14 protein-coding genes are annotated in these 14,040 nt (G+C 66.2%); 11 read left to right on the plus strand and 3 right to left on the minus strand.

Annotated elements, in window-relative coordinates; translation table 11 throughout:
• Positions 1–98 precede the first annotated feature (98 nt).
• The 7 genes from HNQ08_RS15510 (at position 99) to HNQ08_RS15540 (ending at position 8,041) form a co-directional block, all read left to right on the plus strand.
• Positions 99–941, plus strand: a complete 843-nt coding sequence (locus tag HNQ08_RS15510) for a PSP1 domain-containing protein (RefSeq protein WP_184133972.1) — start codon at positions 99–101, stop codon at positions 939–941.
• A 78-nt stretch (positions 942–1,019) separates the two neighbouring features.
• Positions 1,020–2,729 carry a M3 family oligoendopeptidase gene (locus HNQ08_RS15515; RefSeq protein WP_184133975.1) on the plus strand — a complete coding sequence of 570 codons (1,710 nt, stop codon included), beginning with the start codon at positions 1,020–1,022 and terminating at the stop codon, positions 2,727–2,729.
• A gap of 127 nt (positions 2,730–2,856) precedes the next feature.
• Positions 2,857–4,974, plus strand: coding sequence for a vWA domain-containing protein (locus tag HNQ08_RS15520; RefSeq protein WP_184133977.1), 2,118 nt, complete (start codon positions 2,857–2,859; stop codon positions 4,972–4,974).
• Between the two features lie 82 nt (positions 4,975–5,056).
• Positions 5,057–5,539, plus strand: coding sequence for a hypothetical protein (locus HNQ08_RS15525; protein WP_184133979.1), 483 nt, complete (start codon positions 5,057–5,059; stop codon positions 5,537–5,539).
• A gap of 222 nt (positions 5,540–5,761) precedes the next feature.
• Positions 5,762–7,102: a LysM peptidoglycan-binding domain-containing protein gene (locus HNQ08_RS15530; RefSeq protein ID WP_184133982.1), complete on the plus strand. Its 1,341-nt coding sequence runs from the start codon at positions 5,762–5,764 to the stop codon at positions 7,100–7,102.
• 259 nt (positions 7,103–7,361) lie between these two features.
• Positions 7,362–7,649, plus strand: coding sequence for a 30S ribosome-binding factor RbfA (gene rbfA / locus HNQ08_RS15535; RefSeq protein WP_184133984.1), 288 nt, complete (start codon positions 7,362–7,364; stop codon positions 7,647–7,649).
• Positions 7,646–8,041: an acyl-CoA thioesterase gene (locus HNQ08_RS15540; protein WP_268240016.1), complete on the plus strand. Its 396-nt coding sequence runs from the start codon at positions 7,646–7,648 to the stop codon at positions 8,039–8,041. The genes rbfA and HNQ08_RS15540 overlap by 4 nt, the downstream gene beginning before the upstream one ends.
• Positions 8,042–8,057: 16 nt before the next feature.
• Here HNQ08_RS15540 and HNQ08_RS15545 read toward each other — a convergent pair whose 3' ends face one another.
• Together HNQ08_RS15545 and HNQ08_RS15550 are read right to left on the minus strand one after the other, a co-directional pair.
• Complete coding sequence (locus HNQ08_RS15545; protein WP_184133987.1) at positions 8,058–8,813, minus strand: PIG-L deacetylase family protein; 756 nt, start codon at positions 8,811–8,813, stop codon at positions 8,058–8,060.
• 37 nt (positions 8,814–8,850) lie between these two features.
• Positions 8,851–9,312, minus strand: coding sequence for a DUF4870 domain-containing protein (locus HNQ08_RS15550; RefSeq protein WP_184133989.1), 462 nt, complete (start codon positions 9,310–9,312; stop codon positions 8,851–8,853).
• A gap of 53 nt (positions 9,313–9,365) precedes the next feature.
• Here HNQ08_RS15550 and rnhA point away from each other — a divergent pair, with 53 nt between their 5' ends.
• Entirely contained in the window at positions 9,366–9,920 is a 555-nt protein-coding gene (rnhA, locus tag HNQ08_RS15555) for a ribonuclease HI (protein ID WP_184133992.1), read from the plus strand.
• A complete protein-coding gene (gene yqeK, locus HNQ08_RS15560) occupies positions 9,917–10,552 on the plus strand; it encodes a bis(5'-nucleosyl)-tetraphosphatase (symmetrical) YqeK (RefSeq protein ID WP_189366225.1) in 636 nt (211 codons plus the stop codon). The genes rnhA and yqeK overlap by 4 nt, the downstream gene beginning before the upstream one ends.
• On the opposite strand, the gene HNQ08_RS15565 is transcribed toward yqeK, so the two are convergent.
• Positions 10,536–10,946, minus strand: coding sequence for a GNAT family N-acetyltransferase (locus tag HNQ08_RS15565; RefSeq protein ID WP_184133996.1), 411 nt, complete (start codon positions 10,944–10,946; stop codon positions 10,536–10,538). The two genes, yqeK and HNQ08_RS15565, sit on opposite strands and share 17 nt — an antisense overlap.
• 312 nt (positions 10,947–11,258) lie before the next feature.
• On the opposite strand from HNQ08_RS15565, the gene HNQ08_RS15570 reads away from it, so the two are divergent.
• Positions 11,259–12,266 carry a LacI family DNA-binding transcriptional regulator gene (locus tag HNQ08_RS15570; protein ID WP_184133999.1) on the plus strand — a complete coding sequence of 336 codons (1,008 nt, stop codon included), beginning with the start codon at positions 11,259–11,261 and terminating at the stop codon, positions 12,264–12,266.
• A 63-nt stretch (positions 12,267–12,329) separates the two neighbouring features.
• On the plus strand, positions 12,330–13,964 hold the full coding sequence (locus HNQ08_RS15575) for an ABC transporter substrate-binding protein (RefSeq protein ID WP_184134001.1): 1,635 nt from the start codon (positions 12,330–12,332) through the stop codon (positions 13,962–13,964).
• Positions 13,965–14,040 lie beyond the last annotated feature (76 nt).

Below are 14,040 nucleotides of genomic sequence, written 5' to 3' on the forward strand. Positions count from 1 at the left end.
GTCGCTTTTCCGAGCCTGATCGACGGAGCACCAAAGGTCCCCCTCGTTTGTGCCTCAACTCCCGACGCAGAGGTCCCCGGCGTGCCATGCTGCGCCCAATGGTCGTCCTTCCCGTCCGGTTCGAGCGCAGTCCACGCCTCCATCCCATGCTCAGCGAGGAAACCTTTCCCGTGGGCACGCGGGTGGTCGTGCAGGGCAAGCGTGGGCCGGAAGTCGCCACCGTGCGCGGCGAACCCGGGCAGGCGAAGAACAATGAGCGGTACGGAGCGGTGCTGCGCGCGGCTACGCCGGAGGATCTGGATCGCTGGGAAGAGTTGCACCGCACCGGTGAGGATCTGAAGTGGCTGCTGCGCGCGCGCGCGCGTGAGCGTGGACTGGCCGTCAAGCTGGTTGCAGTGGAATTCACGCTGGACGAGAGCCTGGTCACCGTCAGCTACAGCGCCGACGAACGCATCGAATTGACCGGCCTGATCGGCGAGGTGCGCGAACACACCACGGCCCGCGTGAACTTCGCGGCCATCGGCCCGCGCGAGCAGGCGCAGATGATCGGCGCCCTGGGCGCGTGCGGGCGGGGAAACTGCTCCAGCACCCACCTGCAGGACTTCGCCCCAGTCAGCATCCGCATGGCACGTGACCAGCAGCTCCCGCTGAACCCGGAAAAACTGTCTGGGCCGTGCGGCCGGCTACTGTGTTGCCTGCAGTTCGAACATACTCAGTACCAGGAACTGCTGCGCGACCTGCCACGCAAGAACGCCAAGGTCTGCCACACGGGCACCGGCGCGTGCGGCAAGGTGACCAAACTGCACCCGCTGGCCGGAACCGTGGATGTCTACAGTGATCAGGGCATGTTGATGAATGTGCCCGTGGGTGAACTGCGGCGTGCTTCCGAGAACGACGGCAAGGGACCGGCAGGCAAACGCAGCACTGACTCTCCGGAGTGAGGGCAAGGTCCATGGGCCTGCGCCGCCCCGCCTAGGCGGACAGTGGCGCGCTGCCTGACAGGTATTAGACTCCCCGGCATGACCGCATCATCGGACCGGGTTGAGAGCAAATTGCAGGTTCCCGAAAGCGCCGCGAGTTGGGAAGCGTACCGCCCACGCTACGAGGCCCTGCTGGACACTGGATTGACGGCGGCGGACGTCCCGGCATGGTTGTCTCGCTGGAGCGCTCTGAACGCTGAGCTGGGCGAGACCGGGGCCAAGCTGTCCACCCACGCGGATCTCCACACCGACGACGAGGCGGCGCAGGGGCGCTCCCAGGCCTTCGTTGCCGGGGTGATCCCCCCGGCTGCCCGGATGGGTCAGGCGCTGACCGAGAAGTTGCTGGCCGTGCCGGACTACACACCTGCGCCAGACTTCGCCCTGAACTACCGCCGTTTCCGCGACGCCGCCGCGCTGTTCCGCGAGGCCAACGTGGATCTGGAAGTCACGCACGAGCAGCAGAAAAACCGCCATTCGGTGATCACCGGCAATCAGAAGGTCACGCTCAATGGGCTGACCCTGACCATCCCCCAGGCCAGGCAGCAGCTGGATAGCCCGGACCGGGCGGCGCGCAAGGACGCGTGGTGGGCACTGACGGTCAGCAACATGGAGGCCGCGCCCCAGCTCGACGCCGTGATGCTGGACCTGATCCGCACCCGCCAGCAGCTGGCCCGCAACGCCGACGAGGCCAATTACCGCGACTTCCGCTGGAAGCAGCTCGACCGCCTGGACTACACCCCCGCCGACTGCCAGGCCTTCCACGACGCCGTGCGGGAGGAGGCCGTGCCGCTGGCCGGCGAACTCGTGCGGGGGATCGCGCTGGAACTGGGGTTGGACCGCGTGCGTCCCTGGGACTACAACCGCAACAATCTGCTGGACCCCTCGGGTCGGGAGTCGCTGAAGCCGTTCACGACGGGCGACCAATTGCAGACGCTGGCACAGACGGCCTTCGCAGGCCTGGACGCCGATCTGGCCGCCCGTTTTGGGCAGATGCGGGCCAGCGGGCTGCTGGACCTGGAATCGCGCCCCGGCAAGATGACGCATGCCTACTGCCAGTATTTCCCGGTAAACAATGAGCCCTTCGTGCTGATGAATGTGGTGGGTAGTGCCGAGGACCTGCGGGTGCTGTTTCACGAGGTGGGGCACGCCTTCCACGGCTTTTACAGCGGTGATGCCCAGCCGCTGCTGTGGAACCGCTGGAGTCCCATCGAGTTCGTGGAGATTCCCAGCATGGCGATGGAATTCCTGACCCTGGACCATCTGGATCATGTGTTTAACGGTGAGGAACTGGCCCGTTACCGCCGCAACCAGCTTCAGGGAGTGGTGACCTTTCTGCCGTGGGCGGCGCAGATGGACGCTTTCCAGCACTGGCTGTACGCCGAGGCCCCCGAGGATGTAGACATCGCCGCGCTGGATGCCAAATGGCTGGAACTGGACAGGACGTTTCACCCATTCGTCGACTGGGAGGGCATCGACGAGGGCATTCGGGCCAAGAGCTGGCAGTACTACCATATTTTCCAGGTGCCCTTCTACTACATCGAGTACGCGATGTGTTACCTGGCGGCGGTGGGCATCTGGCGTGAAGCCAGAACCGACCCGGCGGCGGCGCTGGAACGTTACAAGGCGGCGCTGCGCCTGGGCAACGCGGCGGGCGTGCCGGAGCTGTACCGCGCGGCGGGGGTGGAGTTCCGCTTCGACCGCGATTACATCAAAGGCCTGATGGAATTCCTGAAAGCGCAACTGGCATAGGACGAGTGCGGGGAACACTCGGCCACAGGCCCCAGCCCTCCCCGCTGTCGGCCAGGAATCTGCCCGCTGCGCCACCGCCGTCTTAGATCAGGCTCCAAAGCGCAATCTCAGGGCACAATGGGCGGAGATGCAGTCCGCCATCCTCCGCACCCTCACGCTGAGCCTCAGTCTGGCCGTTCTCGACACGGCGGCTGGGGCGACACCGCCGAAGCCGTCGCCTGCCCAAGCTCCGGCCACCTGCGTCCTGCCAGCTGGCCCACTCCCCACACGCACACGGGCGGTGTTCGTGCTGGACACCAGTGGCAGCATGCGAGGCATCGGCGACGGACAGGCCAATATCTTCGATGGGGTCCGGACCGAGCTGAACCGCTACGTGCGCACCACGCGGCCTGACCGGGTGGAACTGTTGACCTTCGACGCCGGGCTGCGAACCCGCAAAGGGTTTGACCGGCCGGCTGGAACAGTGCAATGGAACTCTGCGCTTCAGGCCCTCAGCGCGGACGGCAACAACACCTACCTGTACCGCAGCCTGCGCGCCGCCCTTGAGCCCCTGACCGGGAGCGCGCAGTACGTGACCACCGTTTTCGTGCTGACCGATGGCATCGACAACGACGATGTGCGTCCCTTCACGGCGGCCCAGGCGCTGGCGGCTTTTGGCACGCGGGGCCCCTTCGACCGCCTGCATTACGTGGCGCTGGGGACCCGTATTCCTGCCGACGCCCGGCAGGCGCTGATCGACAGCGACTATGCCGACGGCCTGACCGTGCCGCTGGGCCAGGTGCCGCAGTTGGACGGTCCCGGCCTAGGCACCGGCCTGCTGCGGGTGAACAGCGAGGGGGCGTTGCTTGTTCCCCTGGCCGATGGCACACGGGTGGCGCTGGCGACTCCGGACGCCCGAACCCTGCAACTGGCCGAGAACGTGGTCACGAACGGTCAGGTGCAGTTGAGACAGAGTGGTGACGTTCCGTACGGCTCGGCGGCGGCGCTGTGTGCGCCGGCCACAGCGGCGGCGCCCGGCAGCGTGGCCCCCCGGCCCCAGCGCCTGCTGCTGCGCCTGAAGCTGCAGTCCCCCGTGACCCTGTTGAATCCCGGCGCGGACCGGGCGCTGGCCTGGGGCGAGCAAACCGTGCTGCGCTACCGCGCCATCCCTGGCCTGAAGCTGGACGATCTCAAGGTGGACGGTCTTCCGCCGGGACTGGGAGCCGTGGTGTCGCACCTGCCCGGCGCGCGGGAATTCTCCATCCACTTCACCAACCGCTCCCTGGACCCTGGGCAGACCGTCACGCCGCTGCTGGCGCTATCCGGTGGGGCGGAGGAGGTGATGCTTCCTGCCGTTCAGGGGCGCGCGGGAGGCCGGACCCCGTATGCCGCCGTTCCTGTCAGACTCCTGCCAGCGGAAACGGAAGCTGCGAAGGCGCAACCGACGCGAGCAGCGCCGGCTGGGCGGGGGGCCACGTCGGGAGGGGTGTCGGCGTGGCCGTGGGCGCTGGGGCTGGCCCTCGCGGCGGGGGCAGTCATCCTCGCCTGGCTGGTGGTACGGCGGAAACGCACTGGGAAGGTGCCAGGGGCCGGCAGGCAGAGGCCACGCCGTGGGGCGGCCGGAGGTGCCCGCCTGAGGCCGCCGCCCCCCCACGACGAGCCGCCAGCCGTGGAGGGCATCGAGTACGGGGTGGGCCGTGTCCTGTCACTGGTGGCCGCTGGTGGCGAGGTGACCCCCGTGCCCATCCCGCTGGGCGGTCCCTTCGATCTGGGGCAGCTGGCCCGCGTGCCGCACCTGAGCGGTCTACGGGCCGAGCAGCACCGCGACGGCCTCAAGATTCTGCGGGTGCCCGTCGACCTGGAGGTCAGCCAGGGCGCGCGGCTGGTGGAGGCGGGGGATGTGGTGCGCCCCGGCGCGCTGCTGGGCGTCGCCGTGGCGCGGGCAGGCCGCGCGCCCCATCTCCCGTTGGGCGCCCTGGCCGGCCTGGGGCTGCCCCTGACCCTGCGCCACGACGCCGCCAACGTGCGGGCAGCTGGCCCCTACGGCCAGCACACAGTCACCCTGCCCGCAGGGCAGAGCGATCTGGGGGCCGCCTTCGGCGCCCCTGTGCTGGGCGGCCTCAAGGTGACCCTCAGCGGCCCCAACGTCCTGCTGGTGGAGGTGCCCATCGGCCTGCGCCTGCGCCGCAGCGGCGAGACCGCCCCGTTACAGCCCGGCAGCTACCTTCCGGATCTGACGTTGGTTGACCTGCCCGAAGGGGCCTGAGGACCGGCCCACACCGGTCCCAGCCAGAGCTGGTGTCCCCTTGCAGTCCTGCGCGCCGCCGCCGCGCTACGCTGCTGCCTATATGGAACTGCTCCGCGCCATTCACGGCTACCAGTTCGGCTCGTCGCTGGCCCTGCTGTTTCCCACACCCTACGCCCTGTCCACGCTGATCCTGCTGGTCTGGAGCATCGCCCCGGCGCTCAAGGGCATGGTCAGCCGCTCGTTTCTGGTGTGGTTGCGTGTGGTCTGGGTGCTGACGCTCATTCCGGTGGCGACGGGTGTGATCCTGGCCCTGGGCGGCGCGAAGGTGCCCAGCGCAGTCAACGTGGGCGGCGGCCTGACCAAATACGGCCTGCCTTACGACTCCAGCCGTGACCTGGAACACTGGATGTACTCGGCCTTCGCGCTGCTCAGCCTGTACGTGATTGAGGTTCTGGTGCGGGGGCGAATGATCGAGCACCGCACGGGCCTGAAGTTCCTGCCTGTCGTCACCCTGTTCTTGTATGGCGTCGCCTACATGATCGGAAGGGTGGCTGTATTGCCGGGGAGCACTCCAGGCTCTTAAGACACTGGGGCTGTGTAGACGGCGAAGTGCGAGCGCCACAGCGGCCGTTCAATCAGCGCACAACGGTCCAGGTGCCCAATAGGAAAGCCCCTAGTAGCCTGTTCGCGCAATTCAGGCGCGACGGCATGGGCGTCGAAGCCGTTTCGTTTTAAAGCCGAACCAGCCCTCACACTTAGCTGTGCTCATCCGCTGACCACGCCAGTGTGTTCATCTGGAACGTCCATGCCGCTCCGTCATCTCTTCTTCATTTTTCTGCTACTGACTGGGTCAGCCTTCTCGGCCACCAACATTTCGCCGTCCCGTACCGTCACCGTGCGTTCCGGCGACACCCTGTACAAGCTGGCCACGCGCGCCGGGCTCAGCGTGGCTCAGCTCAAGGCGGCCAACGGCCTGAAGAGCAACACCATCCGGGTGGGGCAGGTGCTGAAACTGAGCAGGGCGGCGGTCATTCCCATGCCTCCTATCCGCGTGCCGGTCACCAGACCGACCGCCGTGACCTACACCGTCCAGCGCGGCGACTTCCTGAGCAAGATTGCCGCGAAATATGGGGTCAGCGTCGGCGCGCTCCAGGCCGCCAACCACATCAGTGGCACGCTGATCACGCCGGGGCAGCGTCTAAAGATTCCGGCGCGCGGCGCGGCCCCTCCCCCCCGCCCCACCACCGAAGTGCGGACGCTATACACCTATGTCCATGTCCATGCCGGAGAGACGGCAGCCAAAATCGCCCACAAGTACCGCATCAGCGTGGATCAACTGCGCCGGTTGAACGGGCTGTCCAGCTACAGATACATTATGCCGGGCATGAAAGTCCTGGTTCCGTCGCACGTTCCGGTGCCGATTCCTCCCCAGCCGCAGGGGAGGGCGGCCAGCCACAAGCAGCTGCGGCCACTGAATATTCCGGTGCAGATCATCAACGTGGATCTGCGCTACCGCAACGTGCTGATCGCGCCTGTGCTGCCCGGCGGCAGCCTGAGGTTTGGTTCCGGCGCGCGAGTCAGCCAACTGGCCCGCTCCAGCGGCGCGCAGGCGATCATCAACGGCTCTTACTTCCACCCTCACAGCTACGCTCCCGCCGGGGACATCGTGATGCAGGGGCGTATGCTGACCTGGGGCCGCATCCCGCAGGCGCTGGCCATCACCCCCGACAACCGCGCCGCCATTCGCCCCAGCACCACGGGTCTGCTGCGCGTGCCGCTGGATAGCGCATGGCACGGCATGGAGACCGTGATCGCCACCGGGCCACGGATTCTGAAGAACGGGCGGGTGCAGCGCCAGTACAACAGCGCGTTCCGCGATCCGGCCCTGTTTGGCCGCGCCGCCCGCAGCGCCATAGGGCTGATCAGCAACCGCGATCTGGTGATGGTCAGCACCAGGGCGCGCCTGACCACCACTGAGATGGCCAAGGTCATGGCCCGACTGGGGGTCAAAGAGGCCCTGCTGCTGGACGGCGGCAGTTCCACCGGACTGGCCTGGAACGGCAAACCCGTGCTGGACAGCGTCCGCAAGGTCAGCTACGGCATAGGGGTGTTTACCGAATACACCGGGCGGCGTTACATCCGCTGAGAAGAAGACTGGGATGAGAGCCGAGGCCCGAACCTTCTGCGTCCCGCCCCGCTCTACGCCGCCTGCTCCAGGGCACTGAACAAGCAGTCAGTCACAAGTCACACGGCCCAAAGGGGCGAAGAAACGCCCTCAAGAACATCTCTGGACAACAAAAATGTGTCCTGGCCAGGGCGGAGAATTCCTACGAGCGGTCATTTGGACAAATGCTCTAGCATGACGGGATGATCCTTTGCCGTCTTGCTCTCCCCAGGTTCCAGGCATGAAGCCCGAACAGGTCCAGTCCCAGATCACCCGTGTCCTCAGCGAGGCGATCAGCGGTCTGCGTGATCCGCGCGTGCCGCTGATCGTGACCGTCGAGCGCGTGACCCTGACCTCAGACTTCAGTCTGGCGCGTGTGTACGTCAGTGCTCTGGGGGCCGACATGCCCGACTTGCTCGAGGCCCTGGATCACGCGCGCGGCCACCTGCAACGGCAGGTTGCTCAGCAGGTGCGCATGCGCCGCACGCCCACGCTGGAATTCCGCGCGGCCGAGGACAACCTGCTGTGAGCGTCTCCATCCAGACCACCATCCGGGTGCGCTACGCCGAAACCGACATGATGGGCGTCGTCCATCACGCCACCTACCCGGTGTGGTTCGAGGTGGGACGCACGGACCTGATGCGCGAGCTGGGGCTGCCGTACACCGAGATCGAGGCGCGCGGCTATTACCTGATGCTCTCGGGCCTAAACGTGGAGTATCGCCGCGCCGCACGCTACGACGACGAACTGACCGTAACCACGCAGATCTCGGCCATTCGCAGCCGCACCGTCACATTCATCTATCAGGTTCTGCGCGGCGAGGAACTTGTGGCGACCGGAGAAACCCGCCACATCACCACCGACAAACAGTATCGCCCGGCCCGCATGCCGGAGGACGTGCTCAAGGCGCTGGGCGGCTAGCCCCGGTGAGCACCCATCAGTCCAAGTAGTCCCGCGCCCGGAGGTGGCTGGCGCGGAGGTTGAAACGTTCGGCATACTTGACCCCGGCCAGCCGTCCGGCCCCCGCGCGGCCCTCGCGGAACAGTTCGTCCGTCCACTGCCACTTGTAGAAATCCCGGTAGTACGAGGCGATGGCCGCCGCCGTCTCCAGCGTGTCCCCGATGTTCACGAAGACTTCGGGATAGGGGCTGGCCGGGGCGAAGTACTGATAGAAGCGGATCGGATCGCGCCACGCTTCCAGGCGGCGCACGTCCTCACCGCTCTCCACGGCGTCGTCGCCGCTCAGATCGGGGGCCGGGGGCATGGCCTGACCGTCACCCTGCTCGTTGACGATCTTGGGAATGCGGGCCAGCGTGATCGCGTCGAAGGCGATTTTGGCCGTCATGCGGTGATCGGGGTGCGGATGATCGTCGCTCCAGGTGATGACGGCGTTGGGCCGGAAAGTGGCGTACAACCGGGCCAGTTGCAGCGCCTCGTTGCGGCCCCCAGTCATGCGGCTGTCCCCCATGTCGAAGAAGTGGTATTTCGCGCCGATCCTGTCGGCCACCCATGCTCCATGCTCGCGCCGGATACGGGTCACCTCCTCGTGTGAGGTATCGCCGAACTGGCTGGCAAGTTCGCCCAGCGTCGTCCAGACCAGCATGATCTCGTCGCCGCGCGCCGCGTGCTTCGCCAGCGTGCCAGCGCAACCGATCTCGTCGTCAGGGTGGGCAAACACAGCCATGATTCGCATGGGGCACAGAATAGAGCCATCCCAGGGGCCGGGGCGCTCAGCGCACGAAGCGGATGCTCAGGGGGTAGTGGTAGGGCTGGCCGGAGCTGACCCGCACCACCGCCACGATCATAAAGATGAAGGGGATAATGCTTAGGAGCAGCAGCAGCGGCACGAAGAACACAAAGAAGGCCGCAAAGGTGCCCAGAAAGGCAAAAATGCCAAGATCTTCCGAGCCTGCTGCCGTGCCCAGCGCCCCGCCGATGACCCCCAGACTGAACAGGGCGAAGGCCAGCACGCCGATGACGACGCCGTAGACCCACATGCTCAACTGAAAATTGAGCGCCTCCTTACCCTGCTGGTTCAGCGCGGGGCTGCGGTCCCGCAAGGCCAGCCACGCCACCAGCGGTCCCAGCACGTTGCCCAGGGTGGGCAACAGGAAGCCCGCCAGCGGCGACAGGTGGACCAGCACCGCCGGGGTGCGGTCCGCCTCGGGGATGGCGAGGACAGTGGGGCTCATGCTTGACCCTTCATGCTTGACACTACGCAGCCTGGCTGCCTACAGTTCCGGGCGTGACGCGCCCCCGAACCTCATTCCCCAAGACTGCCGCCCGCAAGGCGCAGGACAAGGCGCGCGATCTGCTGCCGCTGAAAGCGGGCATCCAGCCCACCGTTCCGGTTGCCGGAAATGTGGTGGACCTGTTCAGTGACGGCGCGTGTGACACGGCCGCGGGACACGGCGGCTGGGCCTGCATCCTGCGCGCTGGGGAGCATGAACTGGTCCTGAGCGGCAACGAGGAGGGCACCACCAACAACCGCATGGAACTGCGCGGCCTCCTCGAAGGCCTCCAGAGCCTCAAGCGGCCCTGCCAGGTGCGCGTGATCACCGACAGCCAGTACCTGCGCAAGGCCTTCACCGACGGCTGGATTCTGAACTGGCAGCGCAACGGCTGGAAAACGGCGGGCAAGGAACCGGTCAAGAATCAGGATCTGTGGGAAGCGTTGATCGAGCAGGCCAGGACACACGCCCTGACCTTCGTGTGGGTCAAGGGCCACGCCGGGCACGGCGAGAACGAGCGGGTAGACGAACTGGCCGTGCAGGAACGCAAGAAACTTCGGGCGAGGTGAGGGCTGTGGACGGCGCGGAGTGGCTGACCACCCTGCAACGCACCTGTGCGCCGTCCGGGGAGCTGGCGGCAGACGTGGACGCCCTGTTCGCCGCGCATAGCCGGGGGATCACCCGCGAACACGTTCCGCGTGTGGCCCGGGAAGCAGGCAGGCTGGCCCAGCGTTTCGATGTCGATCCTCACCACGCAGAGATTGCGGCGCTCCTCCACGATGTAGGCGGCATCGTCTCCGGCGCGAAGATGCCAGCCCTGTGCGAGAGTCTGGGACTGCCTATCGTGCCAGAAGAACGTCAGGTGCCCATGCTCCTGCACGCCAAGCTCAGCGTGATGCTGGCCCGCGAACTGTATGGGGTGACCGACGCGGGCATCTTGCAGGCCATCCGGTTTCACACGACCCTGCACGCCCAGCCCACGCCGCTGGACATGGTGGTCTTTCTGGCCGACAAGCTGGAGTGGGACCAGGGCGGCGTTCCCCCGTACCACGCCCAACTGTGGAGCGCACTGGAGCAGGGCCTGGAGGCAGGGACACACTGGTTCCTGGGCTGGATGGCCTCGCCGCAGGCCAGATTGCTGATCCCCCACCCTGATCTGCGGGCGGCCTGGAGAGCTTTCGGGATCAGCGCTCCAGACTGAGAGTGCAGAAGAACCTGCGCCGCTCTCCCCTGTTTGGGGCATTCCGCACCTCAAACCCGCCCCGCCTGTAAAAACCCACCGCATCCTCGTCCGTCTCCGCCGTCAGCTGGGAGAGTCCGAGGGACGCGGCAATGCCACGCAGAAGTTCGTGCCCGAAGCCGCGCCCAACCTGATCCAGCCGGGTGCCGATGTGGAGGACTTCCGCCTCAGGGCCGGCCACCCGCAAGCCTGCCGCACACACCGGTTCGCCGCCGACCATCCAGACGAACACTTTGCGATCTGCTTCCGTGCGGTATGCCTCCAGCGCACGGACCATTCGCTCCGGATCAGGAAACATGGCCCGGCCCAGCAGGGCGGCGATCTCAGGGGTCAGGATGGGGGCGGAGCACAGCACGGGCCCATTGTGCATGGCGTCCCGCAAGTTGTCGCTCAGTCGCGCAGCCCTGCGTCGCCTTGTGGACTCCGTGGCAGGCAGCGGACGCCCTACGCGCAGGAATGCCTGACATGACGTGTGGGGCGGTGATTCCCCTTCTCTGTGACCATCCGTTCGCTTCCACTTGACTTCTCATCCCCAGCGGCTTACCTTAAGATCGTCCTTAATGTAACGTTTTCAACCCCGGCACCTGGCTGTGGCCGCCCCCGCATTCCATGAGTTTCTGTCCGTTGTTGTGCAGCTGTCCCCCTCCTTGAATCCCTGAGAGGCGTGATGCGCGAAACCACCACTTCCCTATCCTCAATTGGCCCACGCGGCGCGGGAATCCGCGAGGTGGCGCGGCTGTCGGGGGTGTCGATTGCCACGGTGTCGAGGGTCTTCAACGACGCCGCCTCGGTCAGTCCGGAAACGCGGCAACGGGTGCTGGAGCGCGCGGAGGCGCTGGGCTACGCGCCGAGTTCACTGGGCCGCAACCTGGTGCGCGGGCGCAGCGAACTGCTGGGGCTGATCGTGCCGAACGTGTCCTTTCCCCTGTACGGCGAGATGATCGGCGGCATCGAGGCCGTGCTGGGCGAGCAGGGCATGAGCATTCTGCTAGCGTCCAGCCACGACGACGCAGGCAGCGAACTCACGGCGACGCAGCACCTGCTACGGCACGCGGTGGACGGCGGCATCGTCATCAATTCGCTTCTAGAAAGCTCTCCACCTGCCCTGCGCGCGGTGAAGTGGGTTCAGATCTCTCCCGAACACGCTGGGCTGCCGTTCCGGGTGGAGCTGGACAATGCCGAGGGGGGACGGCTGGCCGCCCTTGAACTGTTGCGTGTGGGCCGACGGCAACTGGCCTACCTGGGTGCCCCAGGCCGTGAGAGTCAGGAGCGGGAGCGGGGCTTTGCGGAGACACTGGGCCAGGCAGGGCTGACGTACCGCCGCGCGGAAGGCGATTACTCCGAACGTTCAGGGACGTGGGCCGCCGACACGCTGCTGGAGGGCGGCGGTACACCAGACGCCATCTTCGTGGCCGGTGACCTGATGGCGGCGGGCGTCCTGCGCGCCCTGCACCGACGCGGCCTGCAGGTGCCCGGCGACGTGGCCGTGGTGGGCTTCGACGACGCCGTGATCGCCTCGCTGCTGTACCCACGTCTGACCAGCGTCCGGCAGCCCGCCCGCACGATGGGCGCGGCGGCGGCAGAATTGTCGCTGCGCCTGATCGCCGGTCTGAACGCTGAATCGGTGACCTTTGCGCCGGAACTGGTGCGGCGTGAGTCCACCGGCCCACCATGACGCGCCCACACGTTCCAAGTCGGTTCAGCGGCCCCTCGCCCCTTTTCGTACCGGAGGAATCCCATGAAAAGCAACGTCAAGACCATCATCTCGCTTGCCCTGATCGTGACCGCCGCCCTTGGCAGCGCCGCCCATGCGCAGAACCCCAAGTCCACGTTCACCATCGTGCGCTCGACCCAGTGGGGGGCGGAGAACTACAACCCTTTCGTGCCCGGCGATCAGCACCTGCTGCCCACCAACTCGGCCATTTACGAGAGTCTGTTCTTCGTCAACTCGATCAACGGCAGGGTCACCCCTGTGCTGGGCACCAAATACGCCTGGAGCAAGGACAACAAGACCCTGACGGTGACCACCCGGCCCAATGTCAAGTGGACGGACGGCCAGGCGTTCAGCGCAAATGACGCCGCCTTCAGCTTCAATTACCTCAAGGCCAATCCGGCCCTGGACACCAACGGGCTGTGGAAGGGCGGCCTGAGCGCGGTCAAGGCCACCAATCCCAGTACCCTGGTCTTCACTTTCTCTGCGGCCAACACGCCGATGTTCCAGTTCATCGCCAACACCCCCATCGTGCCCCAGCATCTGTGGAAGGATGTCAAGGATCCCAGCACCTTCGCCAACACCAAGCCGGTGGGCACCGGGCCGTTCGTGGCCGACAGCTACAGCCAGCAGGCGCTACGGGTGCTGAAGAACCCCAACTACTGGATGCCCAACCAGCCCTACGTGGACGCGCTGGTGTGGGTGGCCACCAGCAGCAACGACGCGGCCCAGCTCAAGCTGCTGAGCGGCGAGGCCGACTTTGGTTACGTGGGCATCTCCGATCCCAAGGCCTACGCCGCCAAGAGTAAGGACGCCAGCTACTGGTGGCCCACCAACAACATCAATTTCCTGTACTTCAATACGGTCAAAGCGCCGTTCAACGACGTGAACTTCCGCAAGGCCGTGGCCGCCGCCATCGACACCAAGGAGGTCGCGCAAAAAGCCTATGCGGGCGCAGTTCCAGCGGCCAACCCCGCCGCCATCTTCCCCGGTCAGCAAAAGCAGTGGCTGACCGCCGCCGCCAAGCCCACCTTCGACGTGGCCGCTGCCGACAAGGCTCTGACGGCCGCCGGGTACAAGAAGGACAGCAGCGGCAACCGCCTGGGCAAGGACGGCAAGGCGCTGCCCAGCTTCAAGATCCTGGTGGGCGCGGGCTGGACGGACTTTATTACCATGGCACAGGTGATCGGCAACAACCTCAAGAAGGTGGGGATCAACACCAGCATCGACCAGCAGGCGTGGGGCAGCTACTCTGGTGGCCTCCAGACCGGCAGCTACGACATGGGCATCAGCTGGGGCTGGGGCAATGGCTCGACGCCCTTCTATACCTTCAACGCCGCCTTCAATCCGGACTTCTCGGCTGCGGTGGGCAAGACGGCCCCCAGCAACCTGTCGCGCTACACCAATCCGGCCATCACCAGCGCCCTGAAAACCTTCCGCACCACCAGCGACCAGGCCACGCAGCAAAAGGCCATCTCCACCATCGTCAGCACGGTCATGAAGGATCAGCCCTGGGTGCCGCTGACGGACCGGGTGAACTTCGGCCTGTTCAACACCAGCAAATTCACCGGCTTCCCCAGCGCCGAGAACCCCTACAACGATTCCTCGCCCGACGACACCAACGGCGCGCGGCTGCTGTACCTGAACGTCAAGCCTAAGTAAGGCTGCGGGAGGAGGAGGGAGAGCGGCGCGATGCTTTTCCCGCTCTCCCCTTCCGTTCTGGCAATAGGCGGTTTAA

Source organism: Deinococcus humi (assembly GCF_014201875.1).
GTDB classification, from domain to species: Bacteria; Deinococcota; Deinococci; order Deinococcales; family Deinococcaceae; genus Deinococcus; species Deinococcus humi.

Coding starts and splice junctions, on each gene's coding strand:
- HNQ08_RS15510 (WP_184133972.1), top strand. CDS start 99: ATGGTCGTCCTTCCCGTCCGGTTCGAGCGCAGTCCACGCCTCCATCCC.
- HNQ08_RS15515 (WP_184133975.1), top strand. CDS start 1,020: ATGACCGCATCATCGGACCGGGTTGAGAGCAAATTGCAGGTTCCCGAA.
- HNQ08_RS15520 (WP_184133977.1), top strand. CDS start 2,857: ATGCAGTCCGCCATCCTCCGCACCCTCACGCTGAGCCTCAGTCTGGCC.
- HNQ08_RS15525 (WP_184133979.1), top strand. CDS start 5,057: ATGGAACTGCTCCGCGCCATTCACGGCTACCAGTTCGGCTCGTCGCTG.
- HNQ08_RS15530 (WP_184133982.1), top strand. CDS start 5,762: ATGCCGCTCCGTCATCTCTTCTTCATTTTTCTGCTACTGACTGGGTCA.
- rbfA (WP_184133984.1), top strand. CDS start 7,362: ATGAAGCCCGAACAGGTCCAGTCCCAGATCACCCGTGTCCTCAGCGAG.
- HNQ08_RS15545 (WP_184133987.1), bottom strand. CDS start 8,813: ATGCGAATCATGGCTGTGTTTGCCCACCCTGACGACGAGATCGGTTGC.
- HNQ08_RS15550 (WP_184133989.1), bottom strand. CDS start 9,312: ATGAGCCCCACTGTCCTCGCCATCCCCGAGGCGGACCGCACCCCGGCG.
- HNQ08_RS15570 (WP_184133999.1), top strand. CDS start 11,259: ATGCGCGAAACCACCACTTCCCTATCCTCAATTGGCCCACGCGGCGCG.
- HNQ08_RS15575 (WP_184134001.1), top strand. CDS start 12,330: ATGAAAAGCAACGTCAAGACCATCATCTCGCTTGCCCTGATCGTGACC.